This window comes from Corynebacterium callunae (assembly GCF_046592015.1).
Taxonomy (GTDB): domain Bacteria; phylum Actinomycetota; class Actinomycetes; order Mycobacteriales; family Mycobacteriaceae; genus Corynebacterium; species Corynebacterium callunae_A.
The window spans coordinates 25,564-50,423 of sequence record NZ_JAWVOB010000001.1 but is presented as its reverse complement, the minus strand read 5'-3'; the positions used below and the strand labels follow the sequence as shown (position 1 = coordinate 50,423).

The 24,860-nt window shown below is 52.9% G+C and carries 17 protein-coding genes, 2 tRNA genes and 5 pseudogenes; 16 read left to right on the top strand and 8 right to left on the bottom strand.

Annotated features, from left to right (window positions below):
- Positions 1-96 precede the first annotated feature (96 nt).
- From SFC07_RS00245 to larB, 3 pseudogenes are all read left to right on the top strand, one after another.
- Positions 97-1,416 (top strand): annotated as a pseudogene (locus SFC07_RS00245) (lactate racemase domain-containing protein).
- Positions 1,416-2,270: pseudogene (gene larE / locus SFC07_RS00240) on the top strand (ATP-dependent sacrificial sulfur transferase LarE). The pseudogenes SFC07_RS00245 and larE overlap by 1 nt, the downstream one beginning before the upstream one ends.
- Positions 2,267-2,952: pseudogene (larB, locus tag SFC07_RS00235) on the top strand (nickel pincer cofactor biosynthesis protein LarB). The pseudogenes larE and larB overlap by 4 nt, the downstream one beginning before the upstream one ends.
- A gap of 18 nt (positions 2,953-2,970) precedes the next feature.
- Here larB and larC read toward each other — a convergent pair.
- A complete protein-coding gene (gene larC, locus SFC07_RS00230) occupies positions 2,971-4,140 on the bottom strand; it encodes a nickel pincer cofactor biosynthesis protein LarC (protein WP_411206743.1) in 1,170 nt (389 codons plus the stop codon).
- 163 nt (positions 4,141-4,303) lie between these two features.
- Between larC and SFC07_RS00225 the strand changes: the two genes are divergently transcribed.
- From SFC07_RS00225 to orn, 3 genes are all read left to right on the top strand, one after another.
- The gene (locus tag SFC07_RS00225) at positions 4,304-5,071 is read left to right on the top strand and encodes a hydroxypyruvate isomerase family protein (protein WP_411206230.1); all 768 of its coding nucleotides are present in this window, start codon (positions 4,304-4,306) and stop codon (positions 5,069-5,071) included.
- A gap of 69 nt (positions 5,072-5,140) precedes the next feature.
- The gene (gene cmrA / locus SFC07_RS00220; RefSeq protein WP_411206229.1) at positions 5,141-5,941 is read left to right on the top strand and encodes a mycolate reductase; all 801 of its coding nucleotides are present in this window, start codon (positions 5,141-5,143) and stop codon (positions 5,939-5,941) included.
- Between the two features lie 2 nt (positions 5,942-5,943).
- Positions 5,944-6,603: an oligoribonuclease gene (gene orn, locus SFC07_RS00215; protein ID WP_411206228.1), complete on the top strand. Its 660-nt coding sequence runs from the start codon at positions 5,944-5,946 to the stop codon at positions 6,601-6,603.
- A gap of 21 nt (positions 6,604-6,624) precedes the next feature.
- Here the strand turns inward: orn and SFC07_RS00210 are convergent, their stop codons facing one another.
- Together SFC07_RS00210 and SFC07_RS00205 are read right to left on the bottom strand one after the other, a co-directional pair.
- Entirely contained in the window at positions 6,625-7,869 is a 1,245-nt protein-coding gene (locus SFC07_RS00210; RefSeq protein WP_411206227.1) for an alpha/beta hydrolase-fold protein, read from the bottom strand.
- 181 nt (positions 7,870-8,050) lie between these two features.
- Entirely contained in the window at positions 8,051-9,199 is a 1,149-nt protein-coding gene (locus SFC07_RS00205) for a L,D-transpeptidase (protein ID WP_411206742.1), read from the bottom strand.
- A 600-nt stretch (positions 9,200-9,799) separates the two neighbouring features.
- Here SFC07_RS00205 and SFC07_RS00200 point away from each other — a divergent pair.
- The 5 genes from SFC07_RS00200 (at position 9,800) to SFC07_RS00180 (ending at position 13,583) form a co-directional block, all read left to right on the top strand.
- Positions 9,800-9,875, top strand: a tRNA-Lys gene (locus SFC07_RS00200).
- 87 nt (positions 9,876-9,962) lie between these two features.
- Positions 9,963-10,035 (top strand) — tRNA-Lys (locus SFC07_RS00195).
- A gap of 150 nt (positions 10,036-10,185) precedes the next feature.
- Positions 10,186-11,082, top strand: a complete 897-nt coding sequence (locus SFC07_RS00190) for a helix-turn-helix domain-containing protein (protein WP_411206226.1) — start codon at positions 10,186-10,188, stop codon at positions 11,080-11,082.
- Positions 11,083-11,190: 108 nt separating this feature from the next.
- The gene (locus tag SFC07_RS00185) at positions 11,191-13,071 is read left to right on the top strand and encodes an FAD-dependent oxidoreductase (RefSeq protein WP_411206225.1); all 1,881 of its coding nucleotides are present in this window, start codon (positions 11,191-11,193) and stop codon (positions 13,069-13,071) included.
- 2 nt (positions 13,072-13,073) lie between these two features.
- The gene (locus SFC07_RS00180; RefSeq protein WP_411206224.1) at positions 13,074-13,583 is read left to right on the top strand and encodes a VOC family protein; all 510 of its coding nucleotides are present in this window, start codon (positions 13,074-13,076) and stop codon (positions 13,581-13,583) included.
- Positions 13,584-13,617: 34 nt separating this feature from the next.
- Here SFC07_RS00180 and betT read toward each other — a convergent pair.
- The 3 genes and pseudogenes from betT to SFC07_RS00165 form a co-directional block, all read right to left on the bottom strand.
- Positions 13,618-15,840 (bottom strand): annotated as a pseudogene (betT, locus tag SFC07_RS00175) (choline BCCT transporter BetT).
- Between the two features lie 449 nt (positions 15,841-16,289).
- Entirely contained in the window at positions 16,290-16,940 is a 651-nt protein-coding gene (locus SFC07_RS00170) for a hypothetical protein (RefSeq protein WP_411206223.1), read from the bottom strand.
- A 112-nt stretch (positions 16,941-17,052) separates the two neighbouring features.
- Entirely contained in the window at positions 17,053-18,321 is a 1,269-nt protein-coding gene (locus tag SFC07_RS00165) for a glutaminase (protein ID WP_411206222.1), read from the bottom strand.
- 67 nt (positions 18,322-18,388) lie between these two features.
- Here SFC07_RS00165 and SFC07_RS00160 point away from each other — a divergent pair.
- The 5 genes and pseudogenes from SFC07_RS00160 to SFC07_RS00140 all read left to right on the top strand — a co-directional run bounded on the left by SFC07_RS00160 (position 18,389) and on the right by SFC07_RS00140 (position 23,689).
- Positions 18,389-19,521 (top strand): annotated as a pseudogene (locus SFC07_RS00160) (LacI family DNA-binding transcriptional regulator).
- 89 nt (positions 19,522-19,610) lie between these two features.
- Positions 19,611-21,029 carry a glucuronate isomerase gene (gene uxaC, locus SFC07_RS00155; RefSeq protein ID WP_411206221.1) on the top strand — a complete coding sequence of 473 codons (1,419 nt, stop codon included), beginning with the start codon at positions 19,611-19,613 and terminating at the stop codon, positions 21,027-21,029.
- Positions 21,026-22,402 carry a mannitol dehydrogenase family protein gene (locus SFC07_RS00150; RefSeq protein WP_411206220.1) on the top strand — a complete coding sequence of 459 codons (1,377 nt, stop codon included), beginning with the start codon at positions 21,026-21,028 and terminating at the stop codon, positions 22,400-22,402. Before uxaC ends, SFC07_RS00150 begins: the two co-directional genes overlap by 4 nt.
- A 145-nt stretch (positions 22,403-22,547) precedes the next feature.
- The gene (locus SFC07_RS00145; protein WP_411206219.1) at positions 22,548-23,078 is read left to right on the top strand and encodes a gluconokinase; all 531 of its coding nucleotides are present in this window, start codon (positions 22,548-22,550) and stop codon (positions 23,076-23,078) included.
- A gap of 50 nt (positions 23,079-23,128) precedes the next feature.
- Entirely contained in the window at positions 23,129-23,689 is a 561-nt protein-coding gene (locus tag SFC07_RS00140; RefSeq protein WP_411206218.1) for an isochorismatase family protein, read from the top strand.
- Here the strand turns inward: SFC07_RS00140 and SFC07_RS00135 are convergent.
- Together SFC07_RS00135 and SFC07_RS00130 are read right to left on the bottom strand one after the other, a co-directional pair.
- Positions 23,686-24,486 (bottom strand): ImmA/IrrE family metallo-endopeptidase, encoded by an 801-nt coding sequence (locus tag SFC07_RS00135; protein ID WP_411206217.1) that lies wholly within the window; start codon positions 24,484-24,486, stop codon positions 23,686-23,688. The genes SFC07_RS00140 and SFC07_RS00135 overlap by 4 nt on opposite strands.
- Complete coding sequence (locus tag SFC07_RS00130) at positions 24,486-24,743, bottom strand: helix-turn-helix domain-containing protein (RefSeq protein WP_411206216.1); 258 nt, start codon at positions 24,741-24,743, stop codon at positions 24,486-24,488. Before SFC07_RS00130 ends, SFC07_RS00135 begins: the two co-directional genes overlap by 1 nt.
- Positions 24,744-24,860: the final 117 nt, after the last annotated feature.

Genomic DNA, 24,860 nt, shown 5'->3' with positions numbered 1-24,860 from the left:
GGAAAAGAAACACTGATTTTTTGTTGTGCACGCACTAGCCAGTGCAACAGTCTGCAACTAGTTGCTTAGATTCCACGATCTGAGCACACTAGTTTTATGAGCCACAAAACTATCACCATGCCCATTCATGGAGGCCCGGCAGAATCGGCGGCCCTGTGGGGAAGCGCCGTGGAAGTTCTCAACGAGGAACAAGTCCGCCAATTCATTTTTGATGAGATCGCCAAATTTGATATTGACGGCAAGTCCGTGTGTATTCCGATACCCGATGGCACCCGCTCCGGCCCGATGGGCTGATGATTAAGTCCGTTTATGATGCGATCGCTGATCGCGCCAAGTCGATCACTATTTTGATTGCGCTGGGCACCCACGCAGCAATGGATGAGCCTTCCATTGCCAAGCTTCTCGACGTTCCATCCGGCACCATTGCGGAACGTTTCCCCAAAGCGGTAGTCGTCAACCATGACTGGCACAACCCCGAAGCGATTGCCTCCCTCGGCACCATTTCTGCTGAGGAGATCTCTCGACTATCCAATGGCCTACTCACCGACCGCGCCATGGATGTGCAGATCAATAAGCTCGTTGCCGAAGCCGATGTCAACCTGGTTGGAGGCCCAGTCTTCCCACATGAGGTGGTCGGATTCTCCGGCGGAAATAAGTACTTCTTCCCCGGCTGCTCTGTCCATGATGTGATCGATATTTCGCACTGGGTGGGTGCGCTGATTACAGCCTCGGAAATTATTGGTACCTTAGGCATAACTCCCGTTCGTCAGCTTATTAACTCCGCCTCGGATTTGATCAAGGGAGAAAAGCTGGCGTGACCTATGTTTCCACCACCGGCGATGATGAACAGCCGGTGCTGCACTCCGTTGCGGTGGGAACCACTGAATCGGCCTGGGCTGCTAACGCTCAGATTGCCTCCAGCACCCATATCAAGTGGTTGGATGCTCCTTTTAAGCGCATCGTGTCCAAGGTTCCAGAGATGTATGAGGATCTGTGGACCGGCGCCAAGGGCGTTTATAAGATGGAACCAGTGTGTGCTGATGGTGGCGAGATCATTATTTATGCACCTCACATCACTGAAATCTCGGAAATGCACCAGGGCCTTGCCGATATTGGCTACCACTGCATCGAGTACTTCACCAAGCAGTGGGAAAAGTTCAAGGACCATCCTTGGGGCGAAATCGCACACTCCACCCACGTGCGTGGACTTGGTACCTATGATCCAGAAACCGGTGTGGAAAAGCTGCGCATTAATGTGACACTTGCATCCCAGGTTTCCAAAGAGGTCTGCGATGCCTACAACATTGGTTATGCCGATCCCAATACCCTGACTGGGCTGAGTTTGAGGCAGATCCTGACACCCTGGTGGTAGAGCATGCAGGCGAAATCTTGCACCGTTTGGAGTCCCGGCGCTAATGACACTGCTTAACCCTGACTCCGACGCGCAAGCACTGATTGCCCGCGTCGAAAAGCATCTTCCTGCTAATGGCCGGCTTGGGGTGGCCTACTCAGGTGGTGTGGATTCGGCGGTGTTATTGGCCATTTCGGAGTATGTGCTCGGCTATGATCGCACGCTGGGAATTACGGCGGTTTCGCCTTCTTTAGCGGCGCGTGAGCGTGCCATTGGGGCGGATACGGCAGCTTATATTGGTGCTGAAACCCTCGAGATCAACACCAATGAGCAGGCAGTGGCTGCCTACCGTGCCAATAACGTGGACCGTTGTTATTTTTGCAAGAATGAGATGTTTAACCGCATTGATGACACCGTAGTTGAGGCACATAATTTAGCGGCTGTTGCCTATGGTGAAAATGCGGATGACACCAAGCGTATTGACCGCCCCGGTGCGCGCGCTGCTGCTGAGCACAATGTGTTGCGTCCGCTCTCTGATGCTGGTTTGAGCAAGGTGGAGGTGCGCCAAGTCGGCCGAGCTTTTGGACTACCGGTTGCCGATAAGCCGGCAGCGCCATGTTTGGCTTAGCGCATTCCCCATGGTCAGGAAGTAACTGAGGAGAAATCGCAGCAAATTGAGGCGGTGGAGCTGGAGCTTTATCGTTTGGGATTTAGCGATTCCCGCGTGCGCCACCATGGCGATATTGCGCGCATTGAACTGCTTACCACTGAGCTTCCGCTGGCTACTCAACCGGAGACGGCACGAGCCATTGAAGCTGCTGCCAAAGAGGCTGGATCCCGTTATGCGACGGTTGATCTTAAAGGTATTCAATCTGGTGCCATGACATTGTCACTACTAAATGCGAAGGGCACTCTGTGAGCGAAGAACAAACCTCTGATCAGCGCACCAAGAAGTTTGGTGATTTCGCACATCTGGATGTGGATCGCGCACAGCGGCGTGGCTACCCCGAAGCGGTGTACTGCGAATCCAAAACTGTCGAGCAGGTAGCAGCCATTGCAGAAGGGCTGCGCGATGCTGGCCACACCACGCTGTTTACCCGGGCATCCAAGGAGCAAGCAGCAGCGATTATCGACACTCTCGGCGATGTTTTTTCTGATGCTGACGCTGGTTTTTGGCCTACCCGGCTGCCCCACCAGCATCATCTGGGGTAAGCGTATTGGTGGTTTCCGCAGGTACCTCGGATCTACCAGTGGCCAAAGAAGCCTTGCACACCGCTAATCATTTGGGACGCGAGGTCTCCCTCATTGTGGATGTGGGAGTAGCTGGGATTCACCGCCTGCTATCCTATGAACCACAATTGCGCGAGGCCGGGGTGATTATTGTTGCTGCCGGTATGGACGGCGCCCTGCCCGGAGTAGTTGCCGGCCTGGTATCTGCGCCAGTGGTTGCCCTGCCAACCTCTGTTGGTTATGGCGCGGGGGCCGGTGGAATTGCGCCATTACTCACCATGCTTAATGCCTGCGCTCCGGGCATCGGCGTGGTCAATATTGACAATGGCTATGGCGCAGGCCACCTAGCAGCGCAAATCGCTGCCCGCTAGGCGGATTCTCAGCTAAAGCTACTGCTGGACCCGGGCAAGTACCTGCGCCTCAGTCCAGGCCAGAGCAGCAGCTGTTGCTTTAATATCTGCAAACTCCGGCTGGCGGGTGAGCACTTCCCCACCCCGAGATCCCACCTTGATCTTGATGGTGTGGCCTTCGATCTCCACATCCTCAAAATGGCGGTCTAAACCTTCATGTTCCACCTTCCAGGAGCGAATGCCAAAGGTGCTGGTGCCAGCAAAAATAATGCCCTTTCGCTTTTCGACGTCCCCTGCAGCTGTCAGTACATGAAGCGTGTGGGCTGGGCGTCCCTTCTTCATAATGATGGGGCTTAACCACGCATCGCGCGCACAAGCTGCGAGCAAACTATCCAAGACTCCTGGCCAGAGGCGGGGATCAAGATCATCCACATTGGCCTCCAACAGCACCAACTCACCGGTATCAGCATTGGGTTGTGACGCGAGGGTGTCGTCGAAAAGCACAGCACGCACCACATTGGGGCGGCCGACCACGTCTTTGGTGCCGGCGCCGATGCCGATGGCGCGCATAATGCCGCTGGGGACTGTCTGCGCGGTGGTGGCAAAATGCCTGATCAGCGCCACGCCGGTGGGTGGGGCCAGCTCGCCGACGGGATCGAGGGAATCACCGATGGCACCAGATTGCGCGGGCCAGCCCTTAATGAGCTCGGCAACTGCCGGAACTGGGACTGGAATATCACCATGAGCTGCCTTGATGCGTCCAAATCCAAGGGCAATGGGGCTGGCGGAAATGCCTCCGGGATTTAGTTGGCGGATGGCCTCGCACACGCCGACGATATCGGCAATGGAATCCCAGGCGCCGACCTCGTGGAAGTGAATTTTTTCCGGATCGATACCGTGTACCTTCCCCTCAGCTAGGGCGATTAGTTCAAAAACTGCCAGGGCATCTGCTTTGGTTTGCGCCGGAATTTCGGCTGCGCCCAGCACCTCTTTAATAGTGCTCCAATGGCGGTAGGAATGGTGTTCATGCACAGCATGAACGTCTAATTTGATGCCACGTTGGCCTTGACGGACAACCTCTGCAGTTTCCAAGCGCACATCACCTGGGATTACGGCCTCGACCACCTGCTGAATTTCGTTGAGATCGGCCCCGACATCAATGAGTGCGCCCATTAGCATGTCCCCAGCTACACCTGCGGTGGCATCAATTCATAAACCCACTTTTACCCCATTCATATCCTCTGAAAAACTTCTTATCTGACCAGCTTAGACCCACTAAAGGGGTAGGAAAATCAACCCCGTTTATCACGGTCTTATTAGACTTTCAAACACAAAGATCAAAACTAGGGTGTAGCTGATTTGAAGGAGCAAAATGTCTAAGTTCGCCGCCAATTTATCGCTGCTTTTTAAAGAGTTTGAGTTCACTGATCGCTTTGCCAAAGCAGCTGAATTTCCTTTTAGCGCTGTGGAATTGATGTACCCCTATGACGAGGACATCAATGAGATCAAGGCGGCTCTTGATGCTGCAGGTCTGCCCCTAACGCTTTTTAACGCTCCAGTGGGAGATCAATTTGGCTATGCTGCAAATGTAGAACTACCGGTGTTTAAAAAGCTTATGCAGCCCGCCTTGGAATATGCCGAGGTGTTGCGTCCAGAGAAGATGCATATTCTTTCCGGACTTGTAGAGCACACTGCGGAGGCCTCGCAGCGCTATATTGCCAATATCAGCTGGGCTGCGACTAAATTGGAACGGCTCAACGTACTAGCCGTTATTGAGCCCATTAATGGCTACTCCATTCCTGGGTACTTCTTGAATGACCTGGATCAAGCTCTAAAACTGGTGGCTGCGATTGATCACCCCAATGTGAAGATCCTTTTTGATATTTTCCACCTGCAGCAAATCCACGGTGACCTCATCCATCAATTAGAAAAAGTCACCACAGCTGGATTACTGGGGCACGTGCAGGTAGCAGGAGTGCCCGCCCGCAATGAGCCCGGCACCGGCGAGGTTAATGAAGCTCTTATTTTTAAGGCTTTGGATGTGGCTGGTTACCAAGGCTATGTAGGCGCAGAATACAACCCCAAGGCGGACACCATCTCAGGCCTGGGATGGCTGGACAATCACGTGTCCACCCCATGACGTACCATTAATCGCGATAGTTTTTTGCCATTTAATCAGCACCGAATATTAAGCACGAAGGAGCCTGACATGGCGTTACCCATTCCGAGCCCAAATGCCCGCGCACTGGTCACCGGCGCCAGCCAAGGTATTGGCCTAGCCATTGCCCGTGACCTCGCCCGCTTTGGCCACAACCTCATTTTGGTGGCCCGCCGCGAAGAAATCCTCAAGGAGATTGCCGCCGACTTGGAAAACAAGCACGGTGTCATCGTTGAGGTCCGCGCCATTGACCTGGCAGATCGCGATGCCCGCGCGGAACTCATTGCGGAGATCTCCGAACGCGAGATCAATATCATCATTAACTCTGCTGGTATCGCTAGTTTTGGGCCATTTAAGGACCAGGACTGGGGTTATGAAACCAAGCAATTTGAGCTCAATGCCACCGCAGTTTTTGAGCTCACTCATGCCGTGCTCGGAGGCATGTTGGAGCGTCGTAATGGCGCTATTTGCAATGTTGGTTCCGCAGCCGGCAATGTGCCAATTCCAAACAATGCCACCTATGTGCTTACCAAGGCTGGTGTCAATGCCTTTACTGAGGCGCTGCACTATGAGCTGCGTGGTACTGGCGTTTCCTGCACCCTGCTGGCCCCAGGCCCAGTACGTGAGGCTGTAGTTCCAGCTGAAGATATGTCCATTGTGGATCGTGTGGTGCCAGACTTCCTGTGGACCACCTATGAATCTTGTTCCGCGGAAACCTTGCAGGCACTCTCCAAGAACCGTCGCCGCATTGTTCCCGGTCCGCTGGGCAAAGCCATGAACACTATTTCCTCTATTGCTCCAACCGCTGTGCTCTCCCCTGTTATGGGCTGGGTTTATAAGAAGATGGGTTAACCATGACCGAAATTGATACAACTACCCCTCCCGTTGCAGCACGCGATGATCGCCTGGTCTGGATTGACCTGGAGATGACCGGCCTGGATCTGCAAAAACACGTCATTGTGGAAGTTGCAGCGCTAGTCACCGATGCCAACCTCAATATCATCGGTGAAGGCGTGGACCTGGTTGTTCACGCCACCGAAGAAGAGCTGGCGCAAATGGATGATTTTGTGACCAATATGCACGAATCTTCTGGACTCACCGAGGAAATCCGCAATTCCACAGTTTCCCTTAAAGAAGCAGAAGACGCCGTGCTGGCGCTGATCGCTGAGCACTGCGATCCTGCACACCCAGCACCACTGGCCGGAAATTCCATTGCCACGGACCGTTCCTTCATCCGCGAGCAAATGCCCCGCTTGGACGCCGCGCTGCACTACCGCATGGTTGATGTTTCTTCGGTCAAGGAACTCGCCCGCCGTTGGTACCCTCGCGTGTACTACAAGCAGCCGGAAAAGGGCCTCGCCCACCGCGCACTGGCCGATATTGTGGAATCAATCCGCGAGCTGGACTACTACCGTCGCTCATTTTTTGTGGCAGCGCCAGGTCCTACCACTGAGGATTGTGCCGCGGATGCGCAAGCAGCCACTGAACGCTTTGCTCCTTATCTCGAGGACTAAAGTTCCGGAGCTTTAAAGGCTTTAAAAAGATTTCAGCAGCCTGGTGAGTTCGGTCAGCATATGAATCCGCCACCAGGCCCAATCGTGGCCACCGTGAACTCCGCGCACGCGGACTTCACGGATATCGCCAGAAAGATCCTCGGCAAGCTGATGGGAAAGGCGCAGCATATCGCCCTCATATTTGCCCGTTTGCAGATGAATGGAGCTCCAATTTTCCGCCGTGGACAGGGCATCGGCAATATTAAAACGCCATAAACTAGGCGATTGTGCGATGGCATGACCAACTTCGCCATCTGCCAATGCAAGTGCCCACAACGCAGCCAAACCGCCGAAGCTAGCACCAGAAACAATCGTCTCTTCGCCACGAGTTGAGACGTTATAGGTGGCGCGGACGTGCGGCAGGAGCGCGTCGAGAAGCGTATCAACCTGGCCACCAGGCACGCCCAGAGTCTCCCAGCGGCGCTGCATGTCCACGGAGTCCAGCATCAAAACGCTCACCGGCGGCAACAGCCCAATGGCAATCGCTGCATCAATATGCGCAGCTAGATTCATATTTTCATGCCAATGCTGACCGTCAAAAAGAATCAGCAGCGGAGCTTTAACCGGCGCCTGATAAAACCAAAAATGCTCGCCGGCGACGGTTTCTTCCACAACTTTGACGCTTGTCGACGCCACACCCCAGCAGTTGGGCAAGGCATCAGGGCCTTCCACGAGGGAGGAATTCATGACCGCGCCCGAGGCGCGAGAATCCATATGCGCACCGGCTTTAATCGCCTGCATAATCTCAAAGCGGTCGCTGCTGTGGCGCCACGGTGGCACCTCATGGGATTCCCAGGTGCTAATGGTGTAGCTGGCACGCCAATCGGAAGGCATGCGCAGGCTTAGAATCCACAGGTCAGAGCCCTCGAGGCGGTGCATTTCAGAATCTTCAATGCGGGTTTCATCAAAAACTCCATTAACCCACAAAAGCACCGCGGTGGCGCCGGGGCATTCCACAACCCAGGTATAAAGGCACATATCGGGGTTGCCTTCAGGATCGTCCGCGATCAGTGGATTGGGCTTAGCCAGCGCGCTTACTGCCATATCGCCGCAGAGGCGGGCGGAGTGTTCGCCACCTTCTTGAACCGCGTTTTGCCAGGCCAATTCCATGGAATCGATAAAGCGAGCATGGCGAGGAGCATTAGAAAAAGACACAGTTGGCTGCAGCTCCTGGTGGGAAAAACCGAAACGGTCCACCCACTCCTTGGTCTGCCTCAACGGTGGCATCTAGTTATCCCCTTGGCCTGGTCAATTAACAATCTACAGCTATAAACACGGACAACCGGCCGACATTTACCCCTCACCTTGATGCCGTGAAGGTGAAAATGTCCGCCGGTTTAAAAACAAATTGTCAGTCTAGTTCAGAGGATTAATGCAGGCAATATTGCTATTGTTGGGGAAATTAATTTTAGCTTTCGTCCGCATTTCCTGCACTCCAGGTTGACCAAGGAATATTCCAGTCACCCAGGCCATCGGTACCGCTCAAGGTGGAGCCAACAGTATTTTTCACGGTGACAATATCGCCGCGCTTCACTGTCTCTTGGAACCACTGTGCATTTTCAGTGGAGACGTTGATGCAGCCATGGGAAACATTGGACACACCCTGCGAACCTACCGACCATGGGGCGGCGTGCACATAAATTCCGGAGTAGGACATCTGGGTGGCGTACTTCACCGAGGTGCGGTATCCACCTTCTTCATATCCAAGGCCGAAGGTGGTGGAATCCATAATCATGGATTCATTACGGTCGCCAATAATGTAGGTGCCATTTGGAGTAGCCCACTCTGCAGTATCACGCCCAAAGGAAACAGGCATGGTGCGCAGGAGCTCGCCATTCTTGTACACGCTCATGGTTTTGGTGTTGTCATCTGCCACCGCCTCCACGCGGTCACCGATGGTGAAGTTGGTGGCATTATCAGTTTCACCCCAGAGGCCGTCGCCAAGTTTTTGGCCATAAATATTGGCTTCTACGGTTACTTCAGTACCTGGCTGCCAATATTCCGCGGGACGCCAACGCACCTCATAATCATTAAGCCAATAGAAGGCGCCTTCCACCGCAGGAGAGGTGGTGATGGTGATGGCATCTTGAGCTGCTTGACGATCCCCTACTGGAGAACCAAAACGGAATCCGATGGTTTGACCAACGCCAACAACGGAATCAGCCAAAGGGGAAAGTGCTACTGAGGTAGTAGAGGTAGGGCTGATAGTGCTAAACACGGTGGTGGAGGATTCACCATTCTTATCCGTGGCCTCGATTGTGTAGGTGCGGTTATATCCCAAGGTTTCAGCGGTGGTCCAAGTACGACCATCAGCAGAAAGCTCAGATTCCACCTCATAGCCTTCTTCATTGGTCATGGTGACCTCAGCGAGGCCATCGCCCATGGACTTAACAATGACCGGCTCAGCGGGATTAACCTCTTCAGCTTCATCATCAACAGAAACGACAGGCGCGGAAAGTTCTTTCTTGGCGGCTACTGCTTGAGTACCTGCCTCTTGAGCTTCAATATCTCTTTCAATCGTGCAGCCGGAGAGCGCAAGCGCTCCCACAGTGAGCATCGCAAGCATTGATCCAACAACTACCTTGCGCTTATTAGCTAAAACCCGCAACTACTTCGCCCTCCTGGCAAAACTGCACAAACTGCAAAATAAAACACTCGCCACTGCAGTTTCCCGCTCTTTTAGGGAGCCGTGGCTGCAATGGCATTAATTCAAAGTCAAACGCTACAAGGTTCAACACTTTTTAAAAGGGCAACATGCCAGTAGTAATCAAATCGTTAGGAGATCGACACCAATAAGTGGCCTAAAATCGAAACATATCAAATGACCTGCATAAACATTGCCTTTTAAACCTTGTGCAGAACTACTTTACGCCTTACATCGCCGATTCTAAGCACCGTCAAAATCCTCCGGAATTTGTAAGTTTGCCCACAGCTATTTGAGGAATTTTCAAAGGAGTCAAAACAGGAATTTTCTAGAATCCTCCCACCACAGGCGAATCTGTTTTAAAATTCGGGGAGGTCTCGGTTTATCCACTTCAGCAATTTTCTATGACAATGAAAATTAGGGCTTTTACCTGCTGATTTTACTTTGTTTCCATATTGCTGTTATATTTTTCTTCGTTGCAAGCGAGGTTATCACCTCAAAATAGACAACAATGCGCCATTAGCTCAATTGGTAGAGCAACTGACTCTTAATCAGTGGGTTCGGGGTTCGATTCCCTGATGGCGCACCAAGTAAGTACATCCCGTAGCCCGAGCAATTGGGCTGCGGGTTGCTTCTTGAATGTCTTGAAGAGTAAATTAACTTGCCAGACAACAATGCGCCATTAGCTCAATTGGTAGAGCAACTGACTCTTAATCAGTGGGTTCGGGGTTCGATTCCCTGATGGCGCACAATATAAAAGCTCCAACCATAAAAATGGTTGGAGCTTTTTGCGCTTACCTCCTTAAATCCAAAATCAAAACGCATCACATGACATTACTTTTGTGTCCTGTACTACACTTTTGGAATGAGATGCCACTTCCAGCCCGTGGCGGCCCATCATGCATAGCCCCTTGCCCAATGATGAGATGGTCAATAAATTTGCCGACACCCACCTCCCCTGGAACCTTGAAGTAAGCAAAAAAGCCGCCCTCCAGCATTCAACAAAGAGATTTGGCGAATTCTGGGCCGTAGCCACTGCCCTAGGTGGAATGTCCGGACAGCGGGGTCCAAAGGAAATTAGACGGACCAATGGCGAATTCCTCGCGGTTCTCCTGGTTCATAATGGGCGTGAGATTTTCACCCAAAAAGGCAATAAATCAATCATTAATGCAGGCTCTGCCATTATTTGGGATGGCGTCTTGCCGGCGGAGTGTTACACCGAAGGAGCATTAAACAAATCCACCTTCTTCCTCCCCCGCGATCTTGCCAAAAAGGCGTTGCCCCATTTGGATGCAATCGTCGGCAAGCCTCTTATCTCAAACGGTTCCCTAAAGCTGCTTAGCTCCTGGATTAAAACCGCTATGACCACAGAAGACTTGGATGACACCGCTGAAACGCTGGTGGGAAAAACCGCCACCGACCTCCTGGCCGCAGCACTTGGAAGCTCTACCGAATTGGTTTTAGACACACGCGCAATCCGTTTAATGGAGTTCAGATCCTTTATTGAACAAGAACTAAGCAATCCCGAACTAGATACCGACATGATTGCCGCAGGCACCAACTTTTCCACCCGCTACCTGCATTCACTTTTTGAGGGTTCCGGGGAAACCTGCAGACAATTTCTCCAAAGAAGGCGCTTAGAAAAGGCGCAAGAACTCTTAACCTCGCGTCCCGACATGCTCATTACAGAGATTGCGATGCTCTGCGGATTCAGCACACCATCGGCCTTTAGCAGGTCTTTTCGTGGATTTTTTGGCCATTCCCCCAAAGATCTCCGCGTATTGCAGCCTCAATAAATTCTTTGCACATCTGGAACATTTCCATGCACACATTGGACAGCCCTTAAAACATCACAAACCTAGAGTAAAGGTGAGTTAAGTCACTACACCCTAAGGAGTTTTCAAGTGTCCAAAGAACCGCTGACCCTCGAGCCTAGCTACAGCAACCTCTTCCAGCCAGGCCAAATCGGCACCATGAAACTGCGCAACCGTATGGTGCAATCCCCCATCTTCACTCAATTCGCCGGCACTTACGGCGATATCAGCGATCGCCTCCTGGAATATCACCGCGCCCGCGCCCGCGGGGGCGCAGGCCTCATCATCACCGAGAACACCTCCGTGGACTGGCAGCTCGGCCGCACCGTCGGTCACCCTATGCGTATCGACGAAGACCGCTTCCGTTCGGGACTAATGGCACTCACTGAAGCCGTCCATAATGAAGGTGCCAAGATCGCAGTTCAACTGCATCACACTGGTCGCCAAAATTCCAAGTCCAATACTGAAGGAAATGTTCCTCCACTAGCACCAACTGGTGGTATTACCAGTGCTTTTGGTACCGAGCCTCGCACCATCGAAGCAGATGAAATCCCGGGACTAATTGATTTCTATGTCCAAGGTGCCCGGCGCGCCAAGGAGTCCGGCTTTGACGCCGTGGAACTGCATGGAGCCCATGGTTATTTGCTGGGCCAGTTCCTCTCCCCCAAGACCAATAAGCGCACCGATGAATGGGGCGGCTCTTTGGAAAACCGTGCTCGTTTTGCCTTGGCGGTAGTCCAGGGTATTCGCGATATCGTTGGCCCTGATTATCCAGTGATGTACCGCATGAGTGTGGAGGAGCCATATGAAGGCGGACTCCCACTTGAAGATGGTTTGGCCTTTGCCAAAATGCTGGAACCATTAGTTGATGCCATCGACGTTTCCGCTGGTAACTATGACACTGCGGATACATTGCTGCCCATGTACCCACCCGGAAACTTGGTGCACTATGCCAAGGCCGTCAAACAAGTGGTCAATGTTCCGATTATTGCAGTTGGCCGTTTGACCTGGCTGCTCCAGGAAATGGATGAGGCCGTAGGCAATGGCGACTTTGATTTTGTCGCCCTGGGACGCGCCCAACTTGCCGATGCTGAGGGTATCAACAAGACCCGCCGTGGCGAGCATGCCCATGTGCGTCGTTGTATTGCCGTCAATGAGTGCATCTCCCGCTGGATGTTTAATGGCCAGCGTACCCAATGCGTGATTAACCCCGCACTATCCCAGGAACAGCGCTCCCAGCAGGCGCTACATACTGCAGATAAGAAGAAAAAGGTTCTTATTGTAGGCGCGGGCCCATCCGGATGTGAGGCAGCCATGAAGGCAGCTGAACGCGGCCATGAGGTAACTCTGGTGGAACGCGAGAATTCCATCGGTGGCCAAATGCGGGCGTGGGCAGCTGCCAGCTATTTACGTATGGAAATTGAGCACATGATCAATTTCTACCGCGTAGAACTTGAACGACTCAATGTCGAAGTGCAGTTGAACACGGATGCCACAGACCTTGATCTAGCTGCATTTGATGAGGTGCTTTTGGCAACTGGTACCAACGCCGGCGAGCGTCCAGAAGGCACCATTGATGCTGTCACCATGCTCATTTCCGGTGAGAAGCCAGACGCTGATGCAGTTACGGTGTTTGGTGAAACTGAGGTAGCAATGTTTAGCGCATTGTGGCTGGCAGAGCAAGGAATTGCCGTGACTTTGAGCTCCCCTGCGGACAATGTTGGTCTAGATACCAATGACATGCAAAGGGACCGTTTGCTGCAGTTGCTGAACCCAGCTGGAGTGGAGATTAAGACGAATCAGGCAGCTCCTAGCGGCGGCGTGATTGTATGGGCTCAGGATCGGGTGGCTGATCAAACCCTGGAAGACGCCGTCAACCTGGACAATATTCGTACCATCGGAACTCGATTCCGTGGCGGCCGCATGTTTGAGGCAACTCAATCCGGCTACTGGACTGCATCGGAGATTTAAAAATGGCTATTCGCGGAGTTGAACATGTGGGTCTGACTGTTCCTAATATGGACAAGGCCACCCGCTTTTTTGAAGAAGCTTTTGACGCAGTTGTACTTTATGACATGCTCACTGAACCACTTGCTGGACCAGCCGTAGAAAGTGGATTGGGCATTCCATCGGGAGCTCAGATTGAGGCCATCAGAATGATGCGATTGGGTAAAGGTCCAAATATTGAGCTTTTCACCTATTCCAATACTGAGCAGCGCCGTCCCGTCACCCCCAATGACTTTGGTATCCAACACATTTGTATTTATGTGGACGATATTGCAGCTGCTGCTCAGCAATTCGAAAAAGCTGGTGGAACTTTATTGAGCCAACCTGTTGATCTTCCAGGTGCTGATGCTGGCCCTGGAAATCAATATCTTTATGCTCGCGCACCATGGGGCAGCACTATTGAATTGCTGACCTGCCCTTCTCCGCAAGCTTATGAGGCTCATACGGAGTTAAGGCGGTGGCGCCCCGCGCCCTAAATAAAGCAACGGGGGTTCGTCGAAAAGCAGGTTTTTAATGCTTTTCCGGATCCCCGCCCTCCTCGAGGGCGGGCTCGGCGACAGGTGGAGTGGGCGGAGTAAGCACCGAAGGATTATCCGCGTTGAAGGTGACCGTGAGGAACGCGATGTGGGTTTCGTAGCGGTCGATGACGTCGTCGATAATCTGCTGCTTGCTCAAGCCCATGAGGTCGTAGCCCTCAGAGCCGGTGAGGTTAAAAACCTCCAGGCGGTAGTAATTTTCCTCGGTCTGCGCGCGGCGGCCACCGAAGGACGGAATCGGGGTGGATACCGGGGAGACGAAGTATTAGAAGCGGGGCTGGTTTTCAATATTGACCAATAGCGCGTGGGTCGGGATGCCGGAATGCGGATCCACATCACTAATCAGCTCCGTGGAATAACCCAGGCGTGCAAATTCCTTGTGCACATCCTGCAAAGCGGGCTCCACAGTTGAGCCCACAAACTTCTCCACCTGCTGCTTACTTGGATAGGAGCGCAAGCTGGCCAAACGCTGGCGCCAGGTATTCTCTGGAGCATTGCCGCCGTCACTTGCCACATAACTATTGTGCAAGTGGCGGCCTTCCATCTCCGCACGCTCCATGCGCAGCACCTTGAGGAAGGAGGCCATCACCAAATAGGCGATGATGGTAACCGGCAGTGCAAAGATCAAAGTGGCGTATTCCATGGTGGTCACACCACCTGCGAGCAGCATGGCGATGGTCAAAATTGCGGTCCCCACCGCCCAGAAAATGCGCAGCCACTTGGCGCCATCCTGGCTGGGGTCTGGAATGGAGGAGGAGAAATTAGCCATCACCATGGCGCCGGAGTTTGCCGAAGCGAGGTAGAAGAGCAGGCCGGAAATAGTGGCCAAACCAATGAGGAAGGTTGCTCCAGGAAACATCTCCAGCAAGGTGTACCAGCCTTGTTCTGGTGATTCCATGGCTAGCTGTGCAAAAGCATCGTTGCCGTTGAGGACCTCAAACATTGCGGAGTTGCCGAAGGTGGTGACGATAAGGAAATCGCAGATCACAGGCGCTGTAATGGCTGCAATGACAAACTCTCTCAAGGTACGGCCGCGGGAAATACTAGCTAGGAAGACACCTAAAAAAGGACCCCAGGCCAGCCAAAACGCCCAGAAGAATAGGGTCCAACCGGCCATCCAATCAGATCCGCCCTCTTCATAGACGATGGTCTGTAGTGAGCGCTGCGACAGCGTGTTGATGAAGCGGCCGAAGTTTTCCACCATGCCATTGAGCAAAAATGAGGTGTGGCCAGTGACAATGATGTAGAGGGTCATGGCACCTGCACTCCGCAGATTCAGCTCTGAAATTAGGCGAATGCCCTTATCCACGCCAGAAGTACAGGCAGCGATGGTAATAACCACGGCCACAATAACCAGGGAGATTTGTAATGCCAGGCCGTCTTCAAAGCCAAAGAGCTTGGAGAATCCTACAGAGAGCAAGACCACCCCAATGCCCATGGAGGTAGCCACACCCATAACGGTGCCTACCAGGGTGATGATGTCAATGGCATCTCCAGCACGGCCTTTAACACGCTTGCCCAGCAGTGGATAAAGGGCAGCTCGAATAGAAAGTGGCATGCCCCAGCGGTAAGCAAAATAGCCCATGGCCATGCCCAATAGTGAGTACATGGCCCAGCCGCCGATGCCATAGTGGAACATGGTCCACACCACGGCGCCGCGAGCAGCTTCAACAGATTCGGGAACTGCATCCGGTGGGGTGGCATATTGGGTAATCGGTCCGGTTACGGAGTAAAAGAGCATGTCAATGCCTACACCTGCGGCAAAAAGCATGGAAACCCAGGTGAAGAGGCTGTAATGCGGACGGGAATGATCGGGCCCGAGGCGGCTTTTGCCCATGCGTGACAGCGCCACCCACAGCACAAAGCAGATCACAATAAAGACGGTAAGAACGTAGTACCAGCCCAGACTTTCACCAATAAATCCAACAATGGATTCCATGGTGCCAAAAGCATGGTCCGGGGCAAACATTGCCCACATGGAAAAGGCGAGAATAATTGCAGCGCTGATGGAAAGAACTACCCAGTTAACTTTGGCTTCGCCAAAAACCTGAGCACCTTTGGAAAGTTCATCGCGGGATACCGGCGGTCGGTTTTCCCGCTTTTCCTCGGTTTTGGATGATCTTTGGCTGCCGCCTAGTTCATCGCGCTTAATAGATTCTCGGAGCGTTTGAGTGTTTTCATCTTTTTTCTCGCTCACTCACAACTCCTTCCATGTTCAGTTACATACGTCTTTATGCAGCAAAGACGCTCTTTAGTCGGCGATGCGCCTGCGAATCTTCGGGCCTTTACAAACTCTGTTGTGGAGGTCGGGGCGGCGCATCAGCACGCTGTCATTAAACGCTGACACTGAATGGAAAAAGGGGCATCTTTGGTGCAGGTGCCAGCACATTTTCCACAGGATCGTCGCGAGCAATTGCACTCAGCGGCAAGCGATTTTAGAAGACAAGAAAGTATTACCCTATAGGTTGAAGAGGCAATGCCAAAACGCTAGCGCGCTTTATAGCCTTCACAATAACCATTGCTACGCTGCAAAAATACCCAGCTGACAGCAATTTTTAAGACTGATAACACTTTAGAAACATTTGGAAAATTAAGCTCTTTTTCCTATTTAAGGGCGGTGCTAACCAGCACCGCAGCGCGCTCAGGTTAAGCCCCCTCTAGGGCGGTGGTAAGTTTTGCCACCTGGGCGTCGAAAAGCGTCTTGGTGGTTGCCTCGTCGGTATCTAGGCCAGCAACAATGACGTGATGGTTGCCGATCTTTTGCAGCATCATCACGGTGGTAGCTTCATTGCCTGGGGTTACAGAGATGTCATAGTTAAAGCCGGTGGCATCTTCTGAAGGATTTTTTAGGCTGCTAATGGTGTATTCCGCGCCGGTATCTACATCATTGAGCGGCTCGGTGCAAGAGTTTGCGATCTCGGAATAAAGGTCTACAACGGATACCTCGTTGTCCTCCGGGTTGGAAATCAGCGCAATGGAGACCGTGCCCTCCCCCACATCGTAGGTGCGCGCAGCAGAAGCGACGGTGGGAAGCTCTGCTTCCTCGGCGGCCTGAAGTGCTTCCCCACACGCGCCCTCAAATTTGCCGGCATCATTTACCACTGCCAGGGGAACTGCCTCACCGGTTAAGGAGGTGTCATTGGCGGTGATGACATTCTCAATACCTGATTCTTCAGCGTTAAGTAGCTGCTCATGCAGGGGTTCTGCAGCCAGAGGCGCAGCTGCGGGCTCGCTTCTACATGCGCTCAACACCAGTCCAGTGGCTAACATAGGGGCAAAAATGAAGGCTTTTTTCATGGTGCGATTTCCTTTAATTACGGTATTCAGAGCTGGTATCCACAGTAGCGCAGCCTTAGCTACCTAGCCTCGCTTTCAGTGCCAAGCATGGTGGTCGGGGTGGAGCTTCCGCTTAAAGATCCCGCTCCGAAGCCAGCTGCATACATAAAGTGCCATCGGAGAAGATGAAATCCGGCAGCACATTATCTGGGTCAACAATGGCCACATTAAATCCCGCGTCACGGATTCTTTTAAGTCCTTCCTTGACCATGCGCATAGCCATGGGATGGAAGGTAATCACTCGGCTCAGATCCAGCACCACGCTTTCCCCGGTGAATTCATATTCATGCACCTCATGGAGGAAGTTTTCACCTGCTGAGAAGTTCATCGCTCCCTGGAGGCGGATGGTGGTCACGCCATCTTTTTCGGTAATGGATCGCACCGCATGCACGGCCACAGGTTCTGTGGACATAAGGTGCAAGCCCATATCTTCAGAAAGCGTTTTAAAGATCTCCACGCCACGGACACTATTTCCCTGCGCATTAAGCCGCGGGGAGAAGGTAGAAATACCTAATTGCCCAGGCAGAATACCGATTAGCCCACCGGCAACTCCGGATTTGGCCGGGATTCCCACAGTGGATAGCCATTGACCTGCTTCGTTATACATGCCAGCTGAAGCCATCACCGAGAGTGTCAAGCGGCACACACGGGCGTCGATAAGCTTCTTTCCGGTAATCGGCTGTACTCCGCCAGCTGCCAGCGTTGCTGTCATAACTGCAAGGTCGCGCACGGTGATTTTAATGGCGCATTGCAGGGTATAACTAAGCACTGCGTCATGGGCATCATCCTCAATCACGCCATAATTGCGCAGCATATGAGCAATGGAAAGGTTGCGATCCGCACCATTTAATTCGGATTCGGTCAGGCGGCGATCAATCATAAGTTCACGGCCAGCCAACTCGGAGAAGTAGGCGCGGATTTTCTCCACGCGATCCTCCACTGAAGAATCTGAACCGTTGATTAGTTGATTAATGGCAATGGCACCAGCATTGATCATGGGATTCATTGGGCGGTTGGAACCATCCAAAGAAAGCTCATTAAAAGCTTCACCTGAGGGTTCCACTGCCACCGTGTCAAAAACTTTTTCGCGTCCACATTCTTGGAGTGCTAAAGCATAGGCAAAAGGCTTGGAAATACTTTGCATGGTGAACTCAATGTCATCATCACCAGCACTATAAATACGTCCATCCACAGTGCACATGGCAATTGCTAAAGGATTGGGGTCAGCTTTTTTGAGTTCGGGAATATAGTCAGCCACTGCGCCGGAGGTATTTGCACGTACGGATTCGAGAATTTCACTGAGGTATTCGGGAATGGGCATGGTCAACTTATTCGCGCTCATAGCTGCCAGCCTACGTATTTTGAGCCAGCCACACCGGCTTGAGTGGGGATCATAATATACTCGACACATGACTCAGCGGGGCGAAGAAGCAGGTAGTTCTCCTAATGTCAAAGCCACCATTTATGATGTGGCTAAAGTTGCTGGAGTCTTCCCTTCAACTGTGTCCAGGGCATTTTCCCAACCGGGCCGGGTGAGTTTTAATACCGCTGAAAAAGTTCGCCTTGCAGCCGCCCAAGTAGGTTATGGCAAAGACGTGGAAACCGTCGGAGAGACCACCCTTAGCCAGCCTAAAAGCGGAATTATCGCCATGGTTGCAGCCGATGTGTCCAATCCGTTTTTATGGAAATTTTTCGGGGTGCTGAACATGCAGCAGCCACCCAGGGATATACGGTGGTGCTCATCAATTCCAATGAATCAGCACGCAAATCCCGAGAGGCAATTGAACGCCAACTTCCCCACGCTGATGGACTCCTGCTTGCAGCATCGCGCTTAGACTCCGGCGAATTACAAAAATTAGCGCGCTCCCTGCCCACAGTGTTGATGACCCACCCCGTCCCCGGTATCCCCAGCGTGATGGTTGATAATCATGATGGCGCCATAAAGGCAGTACTGCACCTGGTTGATCAGGGGTGTCGTTCCATTACCTATTTATCGGGTCCGACTAAATCCTGGGCCGATTCCACCCGCTGGCAGGGATTGGTAGATGCAGCAACGGCCCTTGGCAGCGTTGCTGCCGTCGGCGGCGGGGCTACGTCGACAAGCCCGCTTTTAATCTCGCGCGGGGTAACGCTGCAGCCAGGGCGGATGCGGCATGTGGTGAAGCCGAAGCTGAGCACCCTGACGATTGAGGAGCCCACTTTTGTGGGCGGCCGGCGCGCGTTTGAGCAGTGGCGGAAGGCGCCGAGCGATGCGGTGATTTGTTTTAATGACATGGTGGCGCTTGGTTTTATGCAACAGGCAAAGCTCGCTGACCTGCGGATTCCTGAAGATGTGGCCGTGGTGGGTTTTGATAATACCGAAATTGCAGTGGTGAGTTCGTCGACGCTGACCACGGTAGCGGGGCCGTTGCGCTCGGTGGGGCGGGTGGCGACCGCAAACCTGATTGCCCTTATTAAAGGTATGAAAGCGCCGCTGATGGCCAAGCCCCGTGAATTGCCCACCCGCTTAATTGTGCGTGAATCCTCGCTGCGCAACCGCTGAGCCAAGCTTGCTCGCGGTGGTCGAGCCAGCCCCGTGCAATATTTGGCAACAAGTAGCAAACACATCCGCGCTGCCATAATTATTGAGGCATGAGAACCTCACACGCAGCGCATCCTGATCGGCTACTGCCGGCAGATCCTGCAACCCGCGACATTGCCCGTCGCCTCCTTGCCCATGTGGAAGACCTGCCGATTATTTCACCCCATGGCCACATCGACGCCTCCATGTTTGTCCGCGATGAAGCCTTTGCTGATCCCACCGCCCTATTGATCAGCCCGGATCACTACCTCACCCGTATCCTCCACTCCGCTGGCATTGATTTGAGTGAGCTGCGGGTGGGTGGCCACGAAGCTACAACTCCGCGTGAGGCTTTCCGTATTTTTGTTGAGCACTGGGGTCTTTATGCAGGTACTGCCACCGGTTATTGGGTGGAGCAGGAATTTGAGCATGTTTTTGGCATCAACCCCGATCGACTCAACTCCGGAACCCCGGATGCCGCAGATGCGATCTATGACGAACTCGTGGAAATCCTAGCGAAGCCGGATTTCCGCCCGCGCGCCCTCCCCGAGCAATTTAACCTCGAGGTGCTTGCCACCAGTGATGATCCCCTCGACGATCTTGCAGCCCATAAGCAGCTTGCAGATGACCCCACCTTCTCACCCCGCGCGCTCCCCACCTTCCGCCCCGATGCGTATACCAAGACGTACAACCCCGGGTGGGCAGAAAAAACCATAAAGCTTATCGACGCCGCCGGTGGTGGAAAACAAGGTTTTGTGGGCTATCTTGAGGCCATGCGTAATCGCCGTCAGTACTTTATTGAGCACGGCGCTACCTCCGCCGATCATGGTCTCCACGACACCGATAGCACTCCGCTCTCACACGCTGATGCCCAGACAATTTTAGATAAAGGCCTGGCAGGCACAGCTTCCTTGGCTGAAATGCGGGCTTTTGAGGCGAATATGACTTATCGCTTTTCCGAGATGAGTCAAGATGACGGCTTGGTGATGACTATTCACCCTGGCGTTTACCGCAATCACTCAACTTCCGCGCAGCAGCGCTTCGGTGCAGATATTGGTGCAGACATTCCCTTCCGCGTGGAATACACCAAGGGTTCGCAGGCCCTGCTAAGTAGTTTTGGCGAAAACAAAGACTTCCACTTTGTGATGTTCACCATCGATGAAACGGTCTTCTCCCGCGAAATTGCTCCACTTGCTGGCTATTATCCTGCAGCCTACGTCGGAGCACCGTGGTGGTTTATTGAGGAAATTGATGCCATGAACGGCTTCCGCGCGGCCACCACCGGCACCACCGGCTTCTCCCGCTATTCCGGATTTATTGATGATACCCGCGCTTATTGCTCCATCCCGGCGCGCCACAATACCTCCCGCCGCGTGGAAGCCAACTACCTGGCACGTTTAGTAACAGAGCACCGCATCTCTGAAAATCGCGCCGCTGAAATCATTGTTGATCTCATCGATGCCTCCCCAAGAAGGGTTTTTAAACTATGAGCACTCCGATTCCTCTTAACCGCAGCTCCGCCGGTACTCCCGCTCCCGCTCCCGTGCGTTTGGTGCACCTTGGTCTCGGTGCTTTCCACCGTGCCCACCAGGTGTGGTACACCCAACATGCAGAAGCTGATCCAGAAAACCCACAGTGGGGATATGCCTCCTTTACTGGCCGCAGTGCCCGCATGGCCGATGCATTGCGCCCCCAAGATGGGCTTTATACCCTTGTTACTCGCTCTGGCGAAGGCGATAGCCCCGAGCTCATTAGTTCTTTGGTGGAGGCACAGCCTGCCGATAATGTAGCCCGCTTGGTGGAACTGGTGGCAGATCGTCAGGTTGCGGTGGTTACCTTGACCATCACCGAAGCTGGTTATCACCTCGGCGCCCACGGCGAGTTGGATGAATCACATCCCGATGTGCAGGCTGATCTAGCAGCCCTTAAAGATCCCTCAAATACTGCGCTCAAAACTGCAGCTGGCAAATTGGTGCGCGGTTTGGCTGCGCGCCGGGCTGCGGAAGCTGGCGGAGTTGCCATCATGAGCTGCGATAATATCGCCGAAAATGGCAAACTCACCGCCGGTGCGGTCCTCGGCATGGCACAGGCTATCGACGCCGACCTCACCGCCTGGATTAAGGGCAATGTCACCTTCCCTTCTACTTCCATTGACCGCATTACCCCAGCCACTGAGGATTCCCTGCTTAAGGAAGTAACCGAGCACACCGGCTTCCACGACAATGCTCCGGTGGTCACCGAGCCCTTTGCTTCCTGGATTATTGAGGGCGAATTCCCCGCTGACCGCCCCAATTGGGAGCGCGCCGGGGTGGAGTTTGTCACCGATATCGAGCAATTTGAAGGCCGTAAGCTGTGGCTGCTTAATGGTTCTCATTCCCTCATGGCATATTTTGCGCAACTGCGCGGTCACCAGACCGTGGCCGATGCGATTAATGATCCCCTGGTGCGCTCCCACGTTCAGGCATTGTGGGACGAGGCCTCCAATCACCTCACTGCCCCAGGTCTCAACATTCCGGAGTACCGTCGCAGTCTGATCCAGCGTTTTGAGAACCCCCGCATTGTGCACAACTTGGCGCAGATCGCCATCGATGGCGCGACCAAACAGCGCATGCGCGCCGTGCCTATCCTCAAGGCCGAATTGGCGGCTGGGCGTTCCGGTAACGCCGCCGATTTTTCCATCGCAGCCTGGATCGCCTACGTGCTGGGCACCAAGGAGGTGCGCGACACCCGCGCCGCAGAAATTAACGCCGCTAAGGAGCTTGACGACGAAACCCTCGCTCTCATCGCAGTCCTGGACGCCGATCTAGCTGCAAATGACGAGGTAGTGGCACATATCCGCACCCTGGTAGCCGAGCTTCGCTAACGCTTTTTAAACCAAGGCCCTTAAAAGTGTTCCATATCACCTTTAAGGGCTTTTGATTTTGTGGTTCACATTTCCCCGAAGATAGGGTTATGATATGACCATTAACTTTTTTGTGAGATTTTAGTTTTTAGTGAAAGGATCAACTATGACAGCACCAGATGGCGTGCACATTGTGGTCATGGGCGTATCCGGCTGTGGCAAATCAACCGTCGGCGCTTTGCTTGCCGAAAACCTCGGTCTTGAGTTCAAAGATGGCGATGAGCTTCACCCCCAGTCCAATATCGATAAGATGGCTGCCGGCCACGCTCTTGACGATGATGACCGCGCTTGGTGGCTGGTCCAAATTGGCAAATGGCTCCGCGATCGCCCCAGTGGAGTAATTGCTTGCTCAGCTCTTAAGCGTTCCTACCGCGATCTCATCCGCACCAAATGCCCCGGCACCGTATTTGTACATCTGCATGGCTCCTATGATCTGATGCTTTCCCGCATGAAAGCCCGGGAGGATCATTTCATGCCCGCTACCCTTTTGGACTCCCAATTTGAAACCCTGGAGCTGCTCGACGAGGACGAAGTACACCGCGTTTTTGATGTAGCTGACACCCCAGAAACCATTGCTGCCGATGCCGCGGAATGGATTCTTTCTTTGCCAACTCGCGTTACACTTGGATCTGAGTAACAGCACCTTTTAGGATCTATCAATTCTGAAGCGGAAAGGCCCTCATTCTCATGGCACGTGCACTGATTATCGTTGACGTTCAAAAAGATTTTTGCCCCGGCGGTTCCCTTGCCACCGTCCGTGGAAATGAGGTAGCTGGTCTGATCGAGGCCTATTTGCTTTCCCACGCTGGAGAATATGACTCAGTTGTAGCCACCCAGGATTGGCATATTGATCCTGGTGAGCACTTTTCCGACAACCCTGATTATGTGGATTCCTGGCCGGTGCACTGCAAGGCAGATACTGACGGCGCCGCCATCCACGAACGTATCGATCTCAACCTCATCGATGAGTTCTTCCGCAAAGGCCACTACACCGCGGCTTATTCCGGTTTTGAGGGCACCGCCACCTCAGAGGAACTCCTTTTAGGCCCTTGGCTAAAAGCTCGCGACATTACCGAGGTTGACGTGGTTGGTATCGCCACCGATCACTGCGTTCGTGCCACTACGCTAGATGCACTCAAAGAAGGCTTTGAAGTGCGCGTCCTTAGCGATATGTGTGCAGCCGTTGATGTTCATGCGGGCGATCGTGCTTTGGAAGAAATGCATGACGCTGGAGCACTACTGGTTTAGTTAGTTCTGGGGGTCCATGAGCCAATTTCCTCCGCAGGAAGCTCACCTTCGCCTATAGAGGGAAAAATACCCGCAGCTTCCAATTCATGGACCACATCTTCAACCGGGAGATTTCTCAGGACAGCAATTGTCTGAGCTGAAACGATGCCCTCTTGATAACCGGCAATCGCTCTGGTTAATAGTCGTTGTGGAGCGCGGGTTTTATCAGAATCGGACTGCAGCATGGCGTATTGCTTCGACCATCCAAAACGCGTTGCTAAACGAGAAGTAGATATTTTCATCCACTCCTTCTTTTTGGTTTCTGCGATATAACCACCGTTACTCAAAGCAATGGCAGCTATGGCTGGCGATACCAAAAAGCTCTGCACCAGCAATGACAAATCCGCTTCAGTCAGCTCCCGCCCGGGACGTCCAAGAATTCCCTCAATACCTTTCAAGGGAATAAGTAGATTGCGAGCAAATGCATCCGCTCTCTGTTCAGGGAAAGTACGCTGAGACAACTCTTCAGCTACACCCTCAAACCAATCTTCAAAAAGAACATGCGAAAGCTCATGCGCAAGAGTGCTGCGTTGACGCATTGGATTGCGGGTCCGAGCCACTGCAATAAATGCAGCATCTCGAACTGGATCACGCATTGTTAATCCATGCTCATCAGAATCATCAACATCGAGAACCGTAACTTCATAATCTGTCACATTCTCGATTAGTGAGACGAGATCGCCAAGTGGCTGCACCCCAAGGTTATGTTTTTCGCGGAATTCTACCGCTTTCGCCTTGCCTTGTTCTTCCGCATTCATTAAATGCCCTGATCGTCTAGATAGTCATTGAGATCAACAAATTGCAATAGTTTGTTTCGCATGGCTTCCATGGATGATCCGTTTGTAGATCGGGCTGCATATTGCACCCGTTGAGGAATATCACTGGTTCCGGTGAGCTGGGCAACACTAACTCCGGTTGCATCAGCAATGAGGATAATCTCCGACATTTTTGCTGGTCGGTCTCCTGAAATAATGCGCGACAGCGTTGCCTGCGCTATTTCACACCGATCCGCCAACCCACGCTAGCTTAGTTTGGCAGCCGCTCGTGCACGATCGATACGGATTCCGATATCTTTCGAATCCATTATCCCCACCCTTGAATCACTTTTAAATTTTTGATTCACACCAGGATA